This is a genomic window from Rubritalea squalenifaciens DSM 18772, assembly GCF_900141815.1.
Taxonomy (GTDB): Bacteria; Verrucomicrobiota; Verrucomicrobiia; order Verrucomicrobiales; family Akkermansiaceae; genus Rubritalea; species Rubritalea squalenifaciens.
Genome location: NZ_FQYR01000006.1, coordinates 59,200 through 72,764 on the forward strand (window position 1 = coordinate 59,200; position 13,565 = coordinate 72,764).

9 protein-coding genes are annotated in these 13,565 nt (G+C 53.2%); 4 read left to right on the forward strand and 5 right to left on the reverse strand.

The window, feature by feature from the left end; all coding sequences use genetic code 11:
* Nucleotides 1–53 precede the first annotated feature (53 nt).
* Nucleotides 54–632, reverse strand: coding sequence for a hypothetical protein (locus BUB27_RS16220; protein WP_143184932.1), 579 nt, complete (start codon nucleotides 630–632; stop codon nucleotides 54–56).
* Nucleotides 633–817: 185 nt separating this feature from the next.
* Here BUB27_RS16220 and BUB27_RS16225 point away from each other — a divergent pair, with 185 nt between their 5' ends.
* A complete protein-coding gene (locus BUB27_RS16225) occupies nucleotides 818–2,341 on the forward strand; it encodes a sulfatase family protein (protein WP_200797154.1) in 1,524 nt (507 codons plus the stop codon).
* 76 nt (nucleotides 2,342–2,417) lie between these two features.
* Complete coding sequence (locus BUB27_RS16230; RefSeq protein ID WP_159435027.1) at nucleotides 2,418–3,497, forward strand: substrate-binding domain-containing protein; 1,080 nt, start codon at nucleotides 2,418–2,420, stop codon at nucleotides 3,495–3,497.
* 101 nt (nucleotides 3,498–3,598) lie between these two features.
* Here the strand turns inward: BUB27_RS16230 and BUB27_RS16235 are convergent, their stop codons facing one another.
* The gene (locus BUB27_RS16235; RefSeq protein WP_143184934.1) at nucleotides 3,599–6,448 is read right to left on the reverse strand and encodes a hypothetical protein; all 2,850 of its coding nucleotides are present in this window, start codon (nucleotides 6,446–6,448) and stop codon (nucleotides 3,599–3,601) included.
* Nucleotides 6,449–6,663: 215 nt separating this feature from the next.
* Between BUB27_RS16235 and BUB27_RS16240 the strand changes: the two genes are divergently transcribed.
* Both BUB27_RS16240 and BUB27_RS16245 read left to right on the forward strand, forming a co-directional pair.
* Nucleotides 6,664–7,512 carry a LamG-like jellyroll fold domain-containing protein gene (locus tag BUB27_RS16240; RefSeq protein ID WP_143184935.1) on the forward strand — a complete coding sequence of 283 codons (849 nt, stop codon included), beginning with the start codon at nucleotides 6,664–6,666 and terminating at the stop codon, nucleotides 7,510–7,512.
* A 204-nt stretch (nucleotides 7,513–7,716) separates the two neighbouring features.
* Nucleotides 7,717–8,436 (forward strand): PEP-CTERM sorting domain-containing protein, encoded by a 720-nt coding sequence (locus BUB27_RS16245; RefSeq protein WP_143184936.1) that lies wholly within the window; start codon nucleotides 7,717–7,719, stop codon nucleotides 8,434–8,436.
* A gap of 113 nt (nucleotides 8,437–8,549) precedes the next feature.
* Here BUB27_RS16245 and BUB27_RS16250 read toward each other — a convergent pair whose 3' ends face one another.
* From BUB27_RS16250 to BUB27_RS16260, 3 genes are all read right to left on the reverse strand, one after another.
* Nucleotides 8,550–11,192: an aspartyl protease family protein gene (locus BUB27_RS16250; RefSeq protein ID WP_159435028.1), complete on the reverse strand. Its 2,643-nt coding sequence runs from the start codon at nucleotides 11,190–11,192 to the stop codon at nucleotides 8,550–8,552.
* Between the two features lie 93 nt (nucleotides 11,193–11,285).
* Complete coding sequence (locus BUB27_RS16255) at nucleotides 11,286–12,032, reverse strand: GDSL-type esterase/lipase family protein (protein WP_159435029.1); 747 nt, start codon at nucleotides 12,030–12,032, stop codon at nucleotides 11,286–11,288.
* Between the two features lie 13 nt (nucleotides 12,033–12,045).
* Nucleotides 12,046–13,509, reverse strand: a complete 1,464-nt coding sequence (locus BUB27_RS16260) for an arylsulfatase (protein ID WP_143184939.1) — start codon at nucleotides 13,507–13,509, stop codon at nucleotides 12,046–12,048.
* Between the last annotated feature and the right edge of the window lie 56 nt (nucleotides 13,510–13,565).

Consider the following 13,565-nt stretch of genomic DNA (forward strand, 5'->3'; position numbering starts at 1 on the left):
GAATGGGGGAGAGGGGAAGAATAAGGATGAGGGGATTGCGCACGATGGTGCGGCTATAATGTGGAGGTGCTTAGTCGGAAAGCATTGTCTTTCCAGCTAAGGTACCCAGCTGGATTGCCAATCCTGTAAACGGCTTTTTCATTTTTGAGTGTGTCTTTGAGATACGGGCCACAGGGGCTGGGAACCTGGTTGAATTTGAACCACCAAGTCCGAGTTTGTTCGGGAATGGCAGTGCTGGTGATGTTGATCCATTGCCCTTTCTCGAGACGGTAGACTAAGGTGTCCGATTCACTTGGAGATGTGCCGATGCCGTGGGGGCGGGCGGTATGGCTGGCTGCAATCGTGCGTCCTGATTCGTCCTCGAAAAGGCGCAGGAAGAACATGGATGATGGGTCTGGGTAGCGTTCCGGACTATCACTGTAGTAGTGTAGTGTCCGTGCGGTGGTGTCGACGCCTTCATGCTTCGGCATGAGTTCGATGAATGCCTTCCTCCCCTTGTGTGACATGCCGGCTACTGCGTCTGGTGGTAGCGTACGGATCGCGTCGGGTAGCGAGACTGGGGAGTTGAGCTTGGAGCTAGTGCTGCAGGAGGCCAGGACTATGGCTGCTGGGATGATCGTGTAACGAAACATGGTTTTGCAAAACGGGGTTCACTGTCCTGTTTAGCACGCCATGCTTTGGTTGGAAAGATTAAATGCTGGAATAGCAGCATTTGTGTGTTCTCTACAATTTGTGTCTTAGGTGTACAAGTATGGCTGCTTCGCGGGGTATAGTGGGTGTAATCAGGTTATTTATGATGTATCAATTTACCAGGAGAATGGGGTCAAGAGTAGGTGCTGTGCTAGCTGCAGCGATGGTGAGTGTGGCGGCGCAGGCAGCGGAGAAGCCGAATATCATTGTGATCCTGGCGGATGACATGGGGGTGGACTCGGTGGCGGAGCTGAATGAAAAGCTGGGTATCAAGACGCCTCACTTGGATAAGATGGTGAAGGGGGGGATTTCCTTCGGGGATGCCCATTCTGGCTCGGCGGTGTGTACGCCGACGCGTTATGGCGTGCTGACTGGTCGCTATGCCTGGCGCAGCCGTTTGAAGTCAGGGATTGTCGGGAAGTGGGAACGTCCGCTGATTGAGGAAGGTAGACTGACTTTACCGGGAATGCTGAAGGAGCAGGGCTATGATACGGCCTGCATCGGCAAGTGGCATCTGGGCTGGAACTGGCCGAAGAAGGGGGGAGGCTACACCCAGAAGCAGGGTGAGATTGATTTTACGGGTACGATCGAAGGCGGAGCGATGGGCTGTGGCTTTGATTACTACTTCGGTGACGATGTGCCGAACTGGCCGCCCTTTGTGTGGATTGAAAATGGAAAGATGAGCGGAGTGCCGGATACGAACCTTAAGTTTGCAGCGCACTATGGATCTAACAATGGTATAGGCCTGAAGGGCTGGAAGCTGGAGGACGTGCTGCCGGAGATTACACGCAGGTCCGTGAAGTACATCGATGAGAAGGCGAAGACGGATGATCCGTTTTTCCTCTATTTCCCGATGACTTCCCCGCACACACCGATTGCTCCCTCAGAGCAGTTCAAGGGCAAGAGTGGCATCAGTGCTTACGCGGATTTTCTGATGGAGACGGACTGGTGCGTGGGTCAAGTGCTTGAGGCGGTAGAGCGTAATGGAATCTCTGAGAACACGCTGGTGATCTTTACTACGGACAACGGTACCTCGCCGAAGGCAAAGTTCGAAGAGCTGCGTGAGAAAGGTGTGGAGCTGCAGGAGCACTGGCGAGGATACAAGGCAGATGCCTTTGAGGGCGGACACCGTGTGCCGTTTATCGCCGTCTGGCCCGGGGTGATCAAGCCAGGCGCCAAGAGTGAGCAGACTATTTCTTTGGTAGATATCATGGCTACCTGTGCGGACGCTACTGACTACAAACTGCCAGAGACCGCGGCGGAGGATAGTGTTAGCCTGTTAGAGGTCTTCAAGGATCCTAGTGTTACCAAGCCGCTGCATGAGGCGGTGATTTGTCATTCGATTACAGGGCAGTTTGTGGTGCGCAAGGGTAGGTGGAAGATTCTCTTCTGCCCGGGTTCCGGCGGCTGGAGTGCTCCCAAAGATGCTCAGGCTAAGAAGCAAGGGTTACCGGATTGGCAGCTCTACGACCTGGTGAAAGATCCAAAGGAAATCAACAACCTCGTAAACACCAATCCAGAGGTGGTGGCAGAGCTGAAAGGGATTCTGAAAAAGTATGTGGAGCAAGGCCGTTCTACGCCGGGTGCCGCCCAGCCTAACCACAACCAGCAGAACTGGTGGCCACAGCTTCCCTGGCAGAAGGGGGAGTAGCTAACTTCTATGAAGCGGTTCCTTTAGGGTGCCGCTTTGGCTGGACAGGTTTGCGTTTATGGGGTTTATTTTTCGTATGTCGAAGCCGATCGAACGCAAGCCGCTAGCCGTAGTCCTAGCAGACAAACTCGAGGAAGAGATTCGCACAGGCCAATTGAAGGGCTATGTGGCGGGAAGGAGAATTCTGGCAAAGCGTTACGGCGTGAATGAGAAGACGGCCTCGGCTGCTTTGAATGTGTTGAGTAAGAAAGGGCTGCTGGCTGATGCTGAGTCAGGCAAGCGGCGTAAGATCATTACTCAGGACATTAAGCCTGCGGCCAAGGCAGCCAGCAAACGTCTGCTGATCCTGCATCAAGCGAATACACCGCTACCCGTGGAGGACGTTCTTCTCTTGAGAGATGTGCAGGACAGTTGGGAGGCAAACGGCGGACCTGTCAGCTGGGCGAGGGTAGATTTTGGCCGTTACAAGAAGCCGGGTCGAGTGCTTGACGGGGTGATCGATCGTTATGGGGCGGATGCTGTCGTCCTGATGTCCCCGACGGTACATTGGTCTACCGAGGCAGCGAGAAGGTTACCCACTTTTCAATTTGGAGGGGCGTTCTCTGCGAACCCCAGTTTAAGTTTGTGTAGCTTCGCCTTGGATAGTGAATTGGTCCCCTTGATTCAGTTTTTTGTGGATCAGGGACACAGGAAGATCTTTGTTCCGACACCTAACGAAGAGTTGGTCAATGCGATCCAGAATGCCTACCGGAGCGTGTTTGGTGATTCCATGACTCAGTCCGAGATGGATGAACTGGTGCAGGTGTTTCCCGAGAGGGTGCCTCAGGCATGGAGGGGATACTGGAAAAAGGCCTTGATGCAGGTGAACCCGACAGCGGTCATGTTGTTAGATGACAATGCGATGCTCTCGCTCTATGGTTTTTGCGCGGAAGTGGGTATCAAGATTCCCAGAGATTTGTCGGTACTGAGTTTGAGTTACGATGAGAGGTTCGAGTGGATGCAGCCGGTTCCCGTGATGACGCGCTTTCCGATCAAGAAGGCGATTAAGCTTTTCAAAAGCTGGATGCGAGGAGGCTTGGAGTCCGTAGGAAAGAACTTCTTGCAAGTTGAGTTACGGAAGGGTGAAAGCATAGGCCCGGCGCGTAAAGGAGTCTAAGCGGTGAACAGAAAAGCCTGCCGTACCAAGTGTACTAGCAGGCTTTTTATTGCAGTGAGTTATCGACGTCACGAAACGATTTCGTGTACTGGTTATGTGAGTTATTTGAAAATCACATAAGAGAATCCCTTAGCTGGAACCTTGATAGTGATGAAGGCTCGCTGGTTGGAGTCCAGTGTGGTGCTCTCGGCTTGTTTGCCATCGATGCTGAAGCGGACATTGCCGCTCAGGCCAGCATAGTAGAGCGGGACGGCGATCTGCTTGGTAATTTCTTTCTCCGTGGGGTTGAAAACGGCGAGAAGTGCTTTTTCCTTGAGCTGGGGATTGACGTGCAGCATCCAGTCGAGATCGAGCCCGTCCGCGCGTCGGCCATGGATGAGATCGGATTCAAGAATGTCGCGGTGCATCTTGAACCAGGAAACGACTTCAGTGACCATTTGCTTGGTGTCCTCCGTATCATAGATGCGAGTTCCGCGGTAGCAGGCCTGCACTCCGAGCGCGAGATTGGAGAGCATCATGGTCTTGTAATGGGGGAGGTGCTCCTTGAGTGGCTCAATGGTGGCCGCTGCGCCGCCGCCATGGTACTGAGTGAGAGGGACGAACATCCAGCCCATGGAGGGAGTTTTGAGCCAAGTGCCATCATAGATATTCTGGCGGGTGTGGATGCGCTGCATGGCACGTGGGAGGGACCAGTTCACTTCGCGGTATCCCATGGTGCATTTGTTAGCCCCGTTGAGGTAGTAGTAGTCCGGGAAGTTCATGAAGACGCCTTTGGCGCGGAGGTGCTTGAAGAAATCTGTCCAAAGTCTCCAGTGCACCCAGCGGGAATCGCTCAGGCCCTTCTGGAGTGGTGGGCGCGCAGTGGTGTCTTCATCACCAGGGTAGGTGCCGTCGTTCTCGAAGACGGTGAATCCTGTCTTGTCAAAGCAGTTGTAGAGCTTGGCGAGGTATTTTTGCCCCCATTCGCTGGTGATGGACGGGCAGTTGCCGTGGGTGGGGCGGACTCCCTTAGGTGGAACGATGTCGTTGCCGCCACCTATGCGGCGGGAGGAATAGAGTGAGTAGGAGCCCAGATCGATACCCTTGCTCTTGGCGTAGTCGTTCACCTCTTTCCATTGGGCAAGGTAATCAGGAGAATCGTTCTCCATGTTGAAGCCGGAGCCGAAGGAGAGAATCACCATTTCAAAACCAGTCTCCGCAGCCTGGTCGATGGCAGTCTTGACGACCTTTGGGTCGGAGGACTTGCAGTGAAGCATGATCGGGTTCTCTGTGACCCAGGGAGCGATGGTGCGGTAGAGTTTACGGCGGGCTAGGCCGCGGCGTTCTCTGTCCGTCGAGTCCTGCACGAGCTCAAAGGTATAGAAACTCTCGAAGGTGTCGCCGGCCTTGATGGTTTGGTCTGGTCCGCGAGCGGGCTCGACTTTGAGGAGGCAGGGCGTCTTAAGCAGGTAGTTCACCTGGGTCTTGAAGGCTGGGTCAGTTTTCCAGAAAACGGAATAGCGGTCGGCGTTCTCTGCGGCGAGACCGCCCATGGCCATGTCTGTTTCTACGTCTAACACATCAGGGTGCTCGATCGGGCGACCGGCTCGCGACTCAACGAGGTTGTTCTTTTCGACAACGGCGAGTGTCTCGGCGTTGAAGCGGTCCAAGTTGATGTCTTTATCTGTGTTGTTAGAAACGGTGATCCACTTGCTGAGCGCTGGGATGCCGTCGTAGATCTCGTAATGAACAGAAACGGTTACGTCTCGCTGGGATTTTTCTTTTTCAGCGAGATGTTGCAGCTTGTTCTGATCGAACATGGAATAGAAAGAGATGCTGTTGATACGGAGGCGGACGAGCTCTCCGTCTGCGTCACGGTCAGTCGTGCCGCCTTTCATGTCGAGCTTACCAACGCGGAAGGCAGTTGCTTGCCCTGCTTGAACGGGCATCGGCAGCGTATGGTAGCTCTTCCATTGGCCGCCTGAGGGCCTCGCCTCGAAGTGGAGAGTCAGTCCTTCGATGCGGATACGCAGAGTCCAGTCCTTGGAGAGATCGATCTTTTCGTTGCCACTGACATTGGGAAGTTCCTTGGTGCCATCCCAGATGCCAAGAACGGGGCGGTTCACATTGGCGAGGCCTGCCGGGCGTAGGTTGAATTTGACTACGCGGTCCTTGTAGACGAGTGCAATGCCTGGCCCCCAGGAGGATGAGTCGTCTGTGCCGGCATTGATCTCAGCCTCCACGAGTGAGGTTCCTTTCGGGAGTGGACGCTCGGCAACCACGGCAGTGTCAGGCAGGGTGTAGATTTCTCCCGGCTTGCCCTCGTTCTCAAAAGAGGATCGCTCGTGCTTTGGGCTGGTGCGAATCTTCCAGCCGGAGTCGATCTTCTTGAATTCGTCGTTATAGAGTAGTTTACGGCCAAGTGCAGAGGCTGTGGTGACTGAGCTTGCTAGATCGCTAGCGCTTGGTTCAGGCAGGCGGTAGTCGAGGCGGAGATACTTGCCCTTCGGTGGCCAGACGACGTTTGGAGCATGACGGCGGATTTTTCCCCACTGGAGGCGCTCTTTGGGGTCGCCGATCTCGTGACCGACGAGGGTGAGGGCATTCTTGGCAGGTTTCTGTGCCTTGAGGGTCGCTTCATCAATAAAGGCGCGATTGAGCTGACCGGTGACGCCGCCGATGGAGTAGGTGACACCATCGATAGTGACGGAGCCCTCCTGCTCGACAGCCCGGATGACGGTCTGTCCTGTCATTAGGTTGTTGAACGCGGTGGTGGTGCCGAGCTTGGTGTCGATGACGCGTTCGAAGAGGCCATTGCTGAGGGTGATGGTGCTTGGACCGGTTTTGATCTCAGCCTTGAAGCTGGTGTTGTTTAAGAGCCAGTCCTGCTTGAGTTGGTAGTTCTGCGGCATCTGAGCCAGTGAGGTGCCCGCTAGTGCCAGTGAGAGGAGTAAGCCTTTAGAGAAATTCATGGTTGAGTGTATGCGTGTGCTTTGGTGCGTAGCCGACTATTACTGAGGTGAAATAGAGAATGTTGCAGAGTTTCTCAAAATGACATAAATGATTTCTTTGAGTTTTTTTGAGGCGGCTTGTTAACAAATGGATGTGTGGCGTCCTGTAGAAATGCATCCTTTGTATTCAACGGCTTAATGACGTGGTTTTAGGGGGGTGAACTAATACGCAGACAATGAAACTTACACCAAATCTACTCATTACATTGGCGGCTATTGGGCTGACGCACAGTGCGAGCGCGGCTCTGGTAGCTCAATGGGAATTTGACGAGGGAGTGCCGACAAGCTCTCCGACTAACGGTTCCTATACGACATACGAAACAGTCTCCGGCACCAACAGTGGAACGTTTTGGGGCGCCTCCGTACGCGCCTACGATAACTCCGCGGGAATCGGAGCTAGCCCACAAGGCGGGGGCCATGCCTATTTTGATGCTACAGGAACAGGCAATGATCCTCACGTGATTGTGGATACTACCGTACAAGGCAATCTGCCTGTGGGTAGCTCCAGCAGGACGATCATGGCCTGGATCAATGCTGATGCCAGCCAGCCGCATACAGGAAATATTTTCTCCTATGGAACGAATCTTACTGGAGAGCGTGCCTCGTTCCGTCTTGATACCACAGGGGCGATCCGCTTCGAAGTCCAAGGTGGCTATACTTATGGTGGGGCTGATTTGCGTGGTGCAGGCTGGACTCACGTCGCCGTAGTGATCGATGATTTTAATACCGACACCACCACAGATGTCAGCGAGGCCAAGCTCTATGTGAATGGTGTTGAAGTGGGTTCCTATACCAGTGCAGCACAGGCCATCAATACGGTGGCTGGTGGGATCAATACCTCGATCGGCAACTCGAGCCAGAACTACGCCACTAGTGGCTTCAATGGCGGGATCGATGATGTACGTATTTACGATACCGCTCTGACTCAGGGGGAAATCGCATCGATTGTAGCCGTGCCTGAACCTAGCTCCACAGCCTTGATCGGGCTTGCTGGTCTCGGTTTTATCCTTCGCCGGAGGCGGTAGTTAGATTCTGTTAAAGAGATACGTTTTGATCAGCGGTACTGCCTAAGGTGGTGCCGCTTTTTTGTGAAAAGAATGTCTCTGGAGACTTCAAGAAAAAAAGAATTCCAGGAAGTCTGTTAACGTCGAAGCACTCTTGATCCTAGTTTAGTTGTACTCTCTCTTTGCCCGTCATAGGGGAGCTCATAACAATATGAAATAGAACCCATGAAGTATAAATCTACAATACTCACTATCGCTGTCACGGGATTCATGATTACCGCATCGAATGCGGCAATCGTGTGGACAGGTGCAGCTGACACAAACTTCTGGAATGATGCGAACTGGGACTTCGGAGGCTCCTCCGTGACTGCCGGTGAATTCAATCCAAATACAGCGTTCAACGATGATGTTGTCATCAGCAACGCCACAGGAGTCACCACCGTCGACGGTGAAGGCATCCTGATCAACGACGGCTTCAGCCTGACCCTTGATAACTCAGACATCTTTGTTAACGGTGCCGCTGGTACCTCAGGCATCAAAGGTGTGGCTGCTGGTGCTGCCTCTACTTTCAATCTGGCCAATGGCTCTGTTCTCAACACACAGTTTGCTACTACTGGTGCTGATGTGAATGTGGATGGTACCAGTGAGATCATTTTCCGAGGTGGTGGTGACCCGATCAACTCCCAGACTGATCAAACAAACATCTTCCTTGCGATCGGTGGTAAGTTGACCCTCCCTACTCTTGCTGAGTTCACTGAGCAGGCAGACACCCAGGGTGGTGCCATCTATGTGAATGGTGTGCAGGTGACAGGGTCTAACGTGAATGATCTCTTCACCTTCACAGACAACGGGGGTTCATTCACAGGTACAGCTGTTCCAGAGCCTAGCTCCACTGCTCTGATCGGCCTTGCTGGTCTGGGCTTGGTGCTTCGCCGCAGACGATAATCGATTGAGATAAATCGTAATACTATTCCAGCGGTACAGTGTGAGGCTGTACCGCTTTTTTATGGTGTGATTATGCTTGCTCAGATTTATTGAGGAAGATGAGGCCCTATGGTTTATTGCTTGTTGAGTCTTTTAAGTTGTTTGCCGGCAAGAGAGCCAGGAATCCAGATCGCGTTTTTGAGAGGCATTCTGTTCTCGGCTTTGTCTGGTAGGCCGATAAGCAGAGGGGTGCTGTTACGGCTGATATAGCGGGCGAGATCTTGATCCAGACTTGCATCTTCTGGAAGGTAATAGTGGAGCTTCACCTCTTTGTTGAGGAGGTCCTTGTCTCCATTAATAACTTTGAGGATAGTGTAGGTGAAGTTGAGCGCTCGCATGCCGTCTGGAGTGCCGGACTTCTTCTGACCGGGTTTGAAGAGTTCGACCTGCTTGATCTTGCCGAAGCCGATGAAGGTGCCGTCAGCATAGGCCTTGGCGAGTTCTTCATCGGAGCCGAGCAGTTTGGTACCTGTCTTGGTGTAGAGGTGCATGTCGTACTCACCGGCGGGGATGAACAGCTGCTGACTGCCGTAGTCCAGAATCGGCTTGAAGGAGAGCAGGGCGTCTGCGCCGAGGATTCCGTCTACTTTCTCGTTCTTGACTTTGCCAATATCTCCGATGAGGGCTGGAATGCTGTCTACTGTGGCTGCACCGATCTGCATTTGGTCGATGCTATGCACTCCGATAGAGGCTTGATTAATTCCGCCTGCTCCCCTGACACGGCCATCTACTTTCAAGGAGTCTAGCCCGAGGCGTTCTGCCGCATCGGAATAGATGATGGTGGAGGAGGCTCCTGTATCTAGCAGAAGGTGTGCTGGCTTACCGTTGATCAAGACATCAATGGTAATGTGATTTTTGGCGATGTGTAGAGGGTGTGGTTTCAAGTCTGAGCGCTGAGTGATCTCAGCGAGCTCGATCTTGCGGTTCTTATTGTAGTAAAGTTCATTGCTTGAGAGATCCATGACGGCGTGAATCTGAGAGAAATAGTCACCACCCAGTAGGGCGTCGAAACCATTGTTATGCAGGTTAGTGCTTCTGAACTCCTGTTTGTTGGCAGTGGCTTTTCCGAGTTGGAAAGTCTCTGTGGTGACGGTGTTGAGGTTGGCTAGACCACCGGCTCCTCTGGAGAATGCCAGTGAATCTTTTCCAGCTTCAAGACCGAGCTTGCTCAGACTGCCGGAATCCAGAACGGTAGATTGAGCTCCGGTGTCTAACATGAGAATGGCTTCCTTGCCGTTGATGCTGGATTTGACGGTCCAGTAGTTCTTGCCGCTTGGTTCCAAAGTCATGGCAAGCTTATGGGTGCCTTCAGGAACGGTAAGTTCAAGAGGTTTGGCTGCTTTGGATGCCTGCAGTGTTTTGAAGACGCGCTCGACTTGTTTTTCGTTCACCGGCACGCCTGCTTTGCGCATGGTCTCGCGGATTTCTTCCCTGGTGGAACCAGGTTGGAAGGAGAGGCCTACAGCATTACCTTTGTTATCGTTGAGACTCTGGAGTTGCTTGCGGATCATTTTGATGAAGGTGGCCGTAGTTGGGTGGCCGCCCTTCTCGAGAGCTTTTTGGATTTCCTCGTCTGTGGACTCAGCGTTGAGGCCACGTAGGTCGAAGCGTCGTGAGGTCTTTGGAGCCGATCTCTCCTTCTTGAGAGCCTGCTGTAATTCCTGAGTCTGTTTGACGGCGGCATCCAGTTGCTCGTCGCTGGCTTCTGCAGAGACATTGCTGATCAACTTGCGAATGGCCTCTGGCTGGCTCATTGATGAGAGAAGGATGGAGCCAGTGCCGAAGTCTACGACTGCCCCACTTGCTTTGAGAAAGGGTGCCCCAATGATGCCCCCGTATGGTGGTGCGCCTTCTGGAAGGGAAAGCTCGACAGTGCGCGGCATGGCGAGAAATTCTGCCTGCGGCAGGATGAAGTTGTCCGCAAAGGTGACGTTCTGAAGGCGTGCGATCTGTAGTTTGTCCAGTTGTCCGAGGGTGCCGCCTCGTACCTTGTGATTGCTGTCTCGAAGTTCGGCCTTAAGTTCGGTTGCTAATTTGGCGTCGATAATGTCTGAGCCAGCACCGGTATCCATGAGGAAGGAGTAGTCTTTGCCATTGATGTTCAGATAGAGGAAGGGGAGGCCCTGCGGGCTACGGTGCAGTGGCAGTGCCCAACCTCCCTTGGACAGGCAAGACTGGCGCTGCAGAGAGGATGGTATTTTATTTGTCGGGATGAAGAAGGTGTTCTCCGAATAGCTTACAATGGCGCGGGATAGATAGAGGAACTGTGATCCCAGCAGCCCTCCAAAGGGGAGTTCCTCAGTGCCGAAATCTTTTTCGAGCGGGATGGGGGAGGCGATGACCTTTTTATTTTTGAGGACAATCGCACCGCCGATATTTATTTTGTCAAAGCTGGTGGAGTAGAGCTTCCCTTTACCAGTGATGCCTTGGACTTCTCCAGCATTTTCAAGTGTCTTGCCGAGGGATTTGGCGAGCTTCTCTGTGACGACGATTTCCTGGGAAGCACCACTATCGACCAAGAAAGCGGCTTTCCTGTCCTCGACTCCGACCACCGTGAGGAGGTGTGAGCCTTTGGTATCGCTGAGTTTGAGCTTGTGGTATCCTTGGCCTTTCTCGACCTGGTTTCGCTTGGGTGGAGCGGCTGGGGTGTCGTCTGCCAGCGCTGGAGTTAGCAGCGCTAGACCGAGAGATAGATGAAGGATCTTGTGTGTTTTCATAGAAATGCGGATATGTCTGCGTGTAGAACGCAACGGTATCCGCATTTTGCTGAAATGCGTCTCTGCTTAGAGTGGTGTAGAAATGGGTCCGGTCTAAGGCTTTTCCTTCAGGCCGAGCTTCTCAAGTTCGGGTTTAAGGGCGGTGGCCCAGATCTGGTAGCCTCTGGCATTGGGGTGGAGGCGGTCAGGCATAATGACCTTGGGGAGTTGGCCTTTGGGGTCGAGGAACTTGTTGCCGATGTCCGCATAGTGGACGTAGTCGCGCTCACCGAGCTTGGAGATGAGAGTATTGATCTTGTTATTGGTTACGCGTTTGCCGTCCTTAGGGTTGGCACCACGCGGGAAAATAGCATGGAGGATGATCTGAGTCTCCGGGGAGCGCTGGTGAATTTCATCGATGATGAGCTGGATGCCTGCGGCAGTTTCTTCCGCAGGCTGTCCTTTCTCAAAGCCGGTGTTGTTGGTGCCGATCATGACGACGGCGACCTTGGGTTTGAGGTCCTTTGGCCAGGCGCCATTCTGGAGGCGCCAGAGCACGTGTTCGGTGCGGTCACCACCAATGCCGAGGTTAAGCGCTCCGAACTTGGCGAAATTGTTTGCCCAGACTTTCTTTCCAGCGCGTTCCCAACTGTGGGTGATGGAGTCGCCGACAAAAACAAGCTGGTAGTCCTTGGTGTTGGTATTGGCGCGTTTGACGAGTAGTTCGTGACGTTCTTTCCAGGATGGTGCCCATTTGTCCGTGCGCTCGGCAGGAACAGTGGAGCGGGAGTTGGCGACTTCGGTAGAGACCTGTGCGAGAAGTGGGGTAGCTAGTATTAGCGTCAGGAATAATGCTTTCATGGTGATGTGAGTGTTATTCGTTAAACTGCGGATAAACGGGGGATTTGGCCGATGGGCCGGGGTGTTTGAGGTCTGGAGTGTATTCTTGAGAGATGATGTTCTCCATTTCAGAAGCAATGTCAGGGTGTTTCTTGGCGACATCATTTTGCTCAGAAATATCGATATCCAAATTATAGAGCTCGATAGGGTTGTTGCCGCGCTTGACGGCTTTCCAGGGACCACTGCGTACCGCGTGGTCAAGACGTTTGGCTTGGTGTGACCAGAATAAGAACTCATGTTGCGCCTGATTGCCGGCATTTCCAGTAAGTGTGGGGAGAATGGATAAGCCATCGATGTCCTGAGGAGGTTTTTGACCTGTTAGGTCGCAGACGGTGGGGAGAAAATCGGCAAAGTAGGTAGGGAGCTTGGATACTGTGCCTTGCGGGGACCGCTGGGGCCAGTAAACGATCATGGGCACGCGCAGGCCGCCTTCATAACAATCCGTTTTTCCGCCGCGCAGTATGCCATTCGCTTGGAAGTAGGTAGAGGGTGCTGAGCCCCAGACTTTCTTGAGTTGACCTCCGTTGTCGGAGGTGAAGATGACGAGGGTATTCTCGCGGATGCCAAGCTCGTCAAGTTTCTTCATGATGGCGCCGACGGAGTTGTCTAACATGCGGATTTCAGCACCGAAATGACGCCTAGGCTGAGGCTGACGGATGTGAGAAACGGTATCAGCAGTGTAGGTTTCAGGCCACTTTTCTGCATCAAACTCCGGCGTGTTGATCGTGGTGTCATTGGCGATGATCTCTGTGTGAGGGAGAGTGAAGGCGAGATAGCAGAAGAAGGGTTGAGCGGGTTTTCTTTTCTGGTCACCGATGAAATCGAGTGCTGCGACGGTAAAGGCATCGTGGGTATGGAGCTTGCGGTCGGCTGGATTACTGGAGGTATTTCCGCGTGATCCCATGGTTTTGTTAGGGAGTGGATCTTTACGGTTATTCTTGATGAGAAAGGATGGGTAGTGGCGGTGGCCGTGGCCTTGGTCGAGCATGCCGTAGAAGGTATCGAAGCCACGATCCAGAGGTGTTTGTCCGCTGCCTTGTCCTCCAATGCCCCATTTACCAAAGGCTCCATTGCGGTAGCCTGCTTTTTTAAGCATTTCAGCGACCGTGGGCGTACTGTCAGTGATGTCGACGATGGCTTTGTTCACCTTGTAGGGGATGTGGCCTGAGTGGAGGCCTGTCATGAGTGAGGAGCGGGATGGGCCGCAGACTGTGCAGCCGGCATAGGCGTCTGTGAAGCGGATACCTTTCGCTGCGAGAGCATCGATATGCGGGGTAGTTAGGCGTTTTTGGCCGTAGCAACTCAGGTGATTGTAGCCGAGGTCATCGGCCATGATGAAAATGATGTTGGGCAGCTTGCTGGGAGCCTCGGAGGGGGCTGATTCACATGCTTGAGCGAGTGGCAAGGCCAGAAGAAGGGTGAGTAAGAGTGTTTTCATGTGGATTAAGTTTCAGGTTTAGTATAACTATTCATTTTTGAGAAACTGTCATCTGC

Excerpts from the sequence above, each read along its gene's own strand:
- BUB27_RS16220 (WP_143184932.1), bottom strand. The coding sequence starts at position 632 with ATGTTTCGTTACACGATCATCCCAGCAGCCATAGTCCTGGCCTCCTGC.
- BUB27_RS16225 (WP_200797154.1), top strand. The coding sequence starts at position 818 with ATGGGGTCAAGAGTAGGTGCTGTGCTAGCTGCAGCGATGGTGAGTGTG.
- BUB27_RS16230 (WP_159435027.1), top strand. The coding sequence starts at position 2,418 with ATGTCGAAGCCGATCGAACGCAAGCCGCTAGCCGTAGTCCTAGCAGAC.
- BUB27_RS16235 (WP_143184934.1), bottom strand. The coding sequence starts at position 6,448 with ATGAATTTCTCTAAAGGCTTACTCCTCTCACTGGCACTAGCGGGCACC.
- BUB27_RS16240 (WP_143184935.1), top strand. The coding sequence starts at position 6,664 with ATGAAACTTACACCAAATCTACTCATTACATTGGCGGCTATTGGGCTG.
- BUB27_RS16245 (WP_143184936.1), top strand. The coding sequence starts at position 7,717 with ATGAAGTATAAATCTACAATACTCACTATCGCTGTCACGGGATTCATG.
- BUB27_RS16250 (WP_159435028.1), bottom strand. The coding sequence starts at position 11,192 with ATGAAAACACACAAGATCCTTCATCTATCTCTCGGTCTAGCGCTGCTA.
- BUB27_RS16255 (WP_159435029.1), bottom strand. The coding sequence starts at position 12,032 with ATGAAAGCATTATTCCTGACGCTAATACTAGCTACCCCACTTCTCGCA.
- BUB27_RS16260 (WP_143184939.1), bottom strand. The coding sequence starts at position 13,509 with ATGAAAACACTCTTACTCACCCTTCTTCTGGCCTTGCCACTCGCTCAA.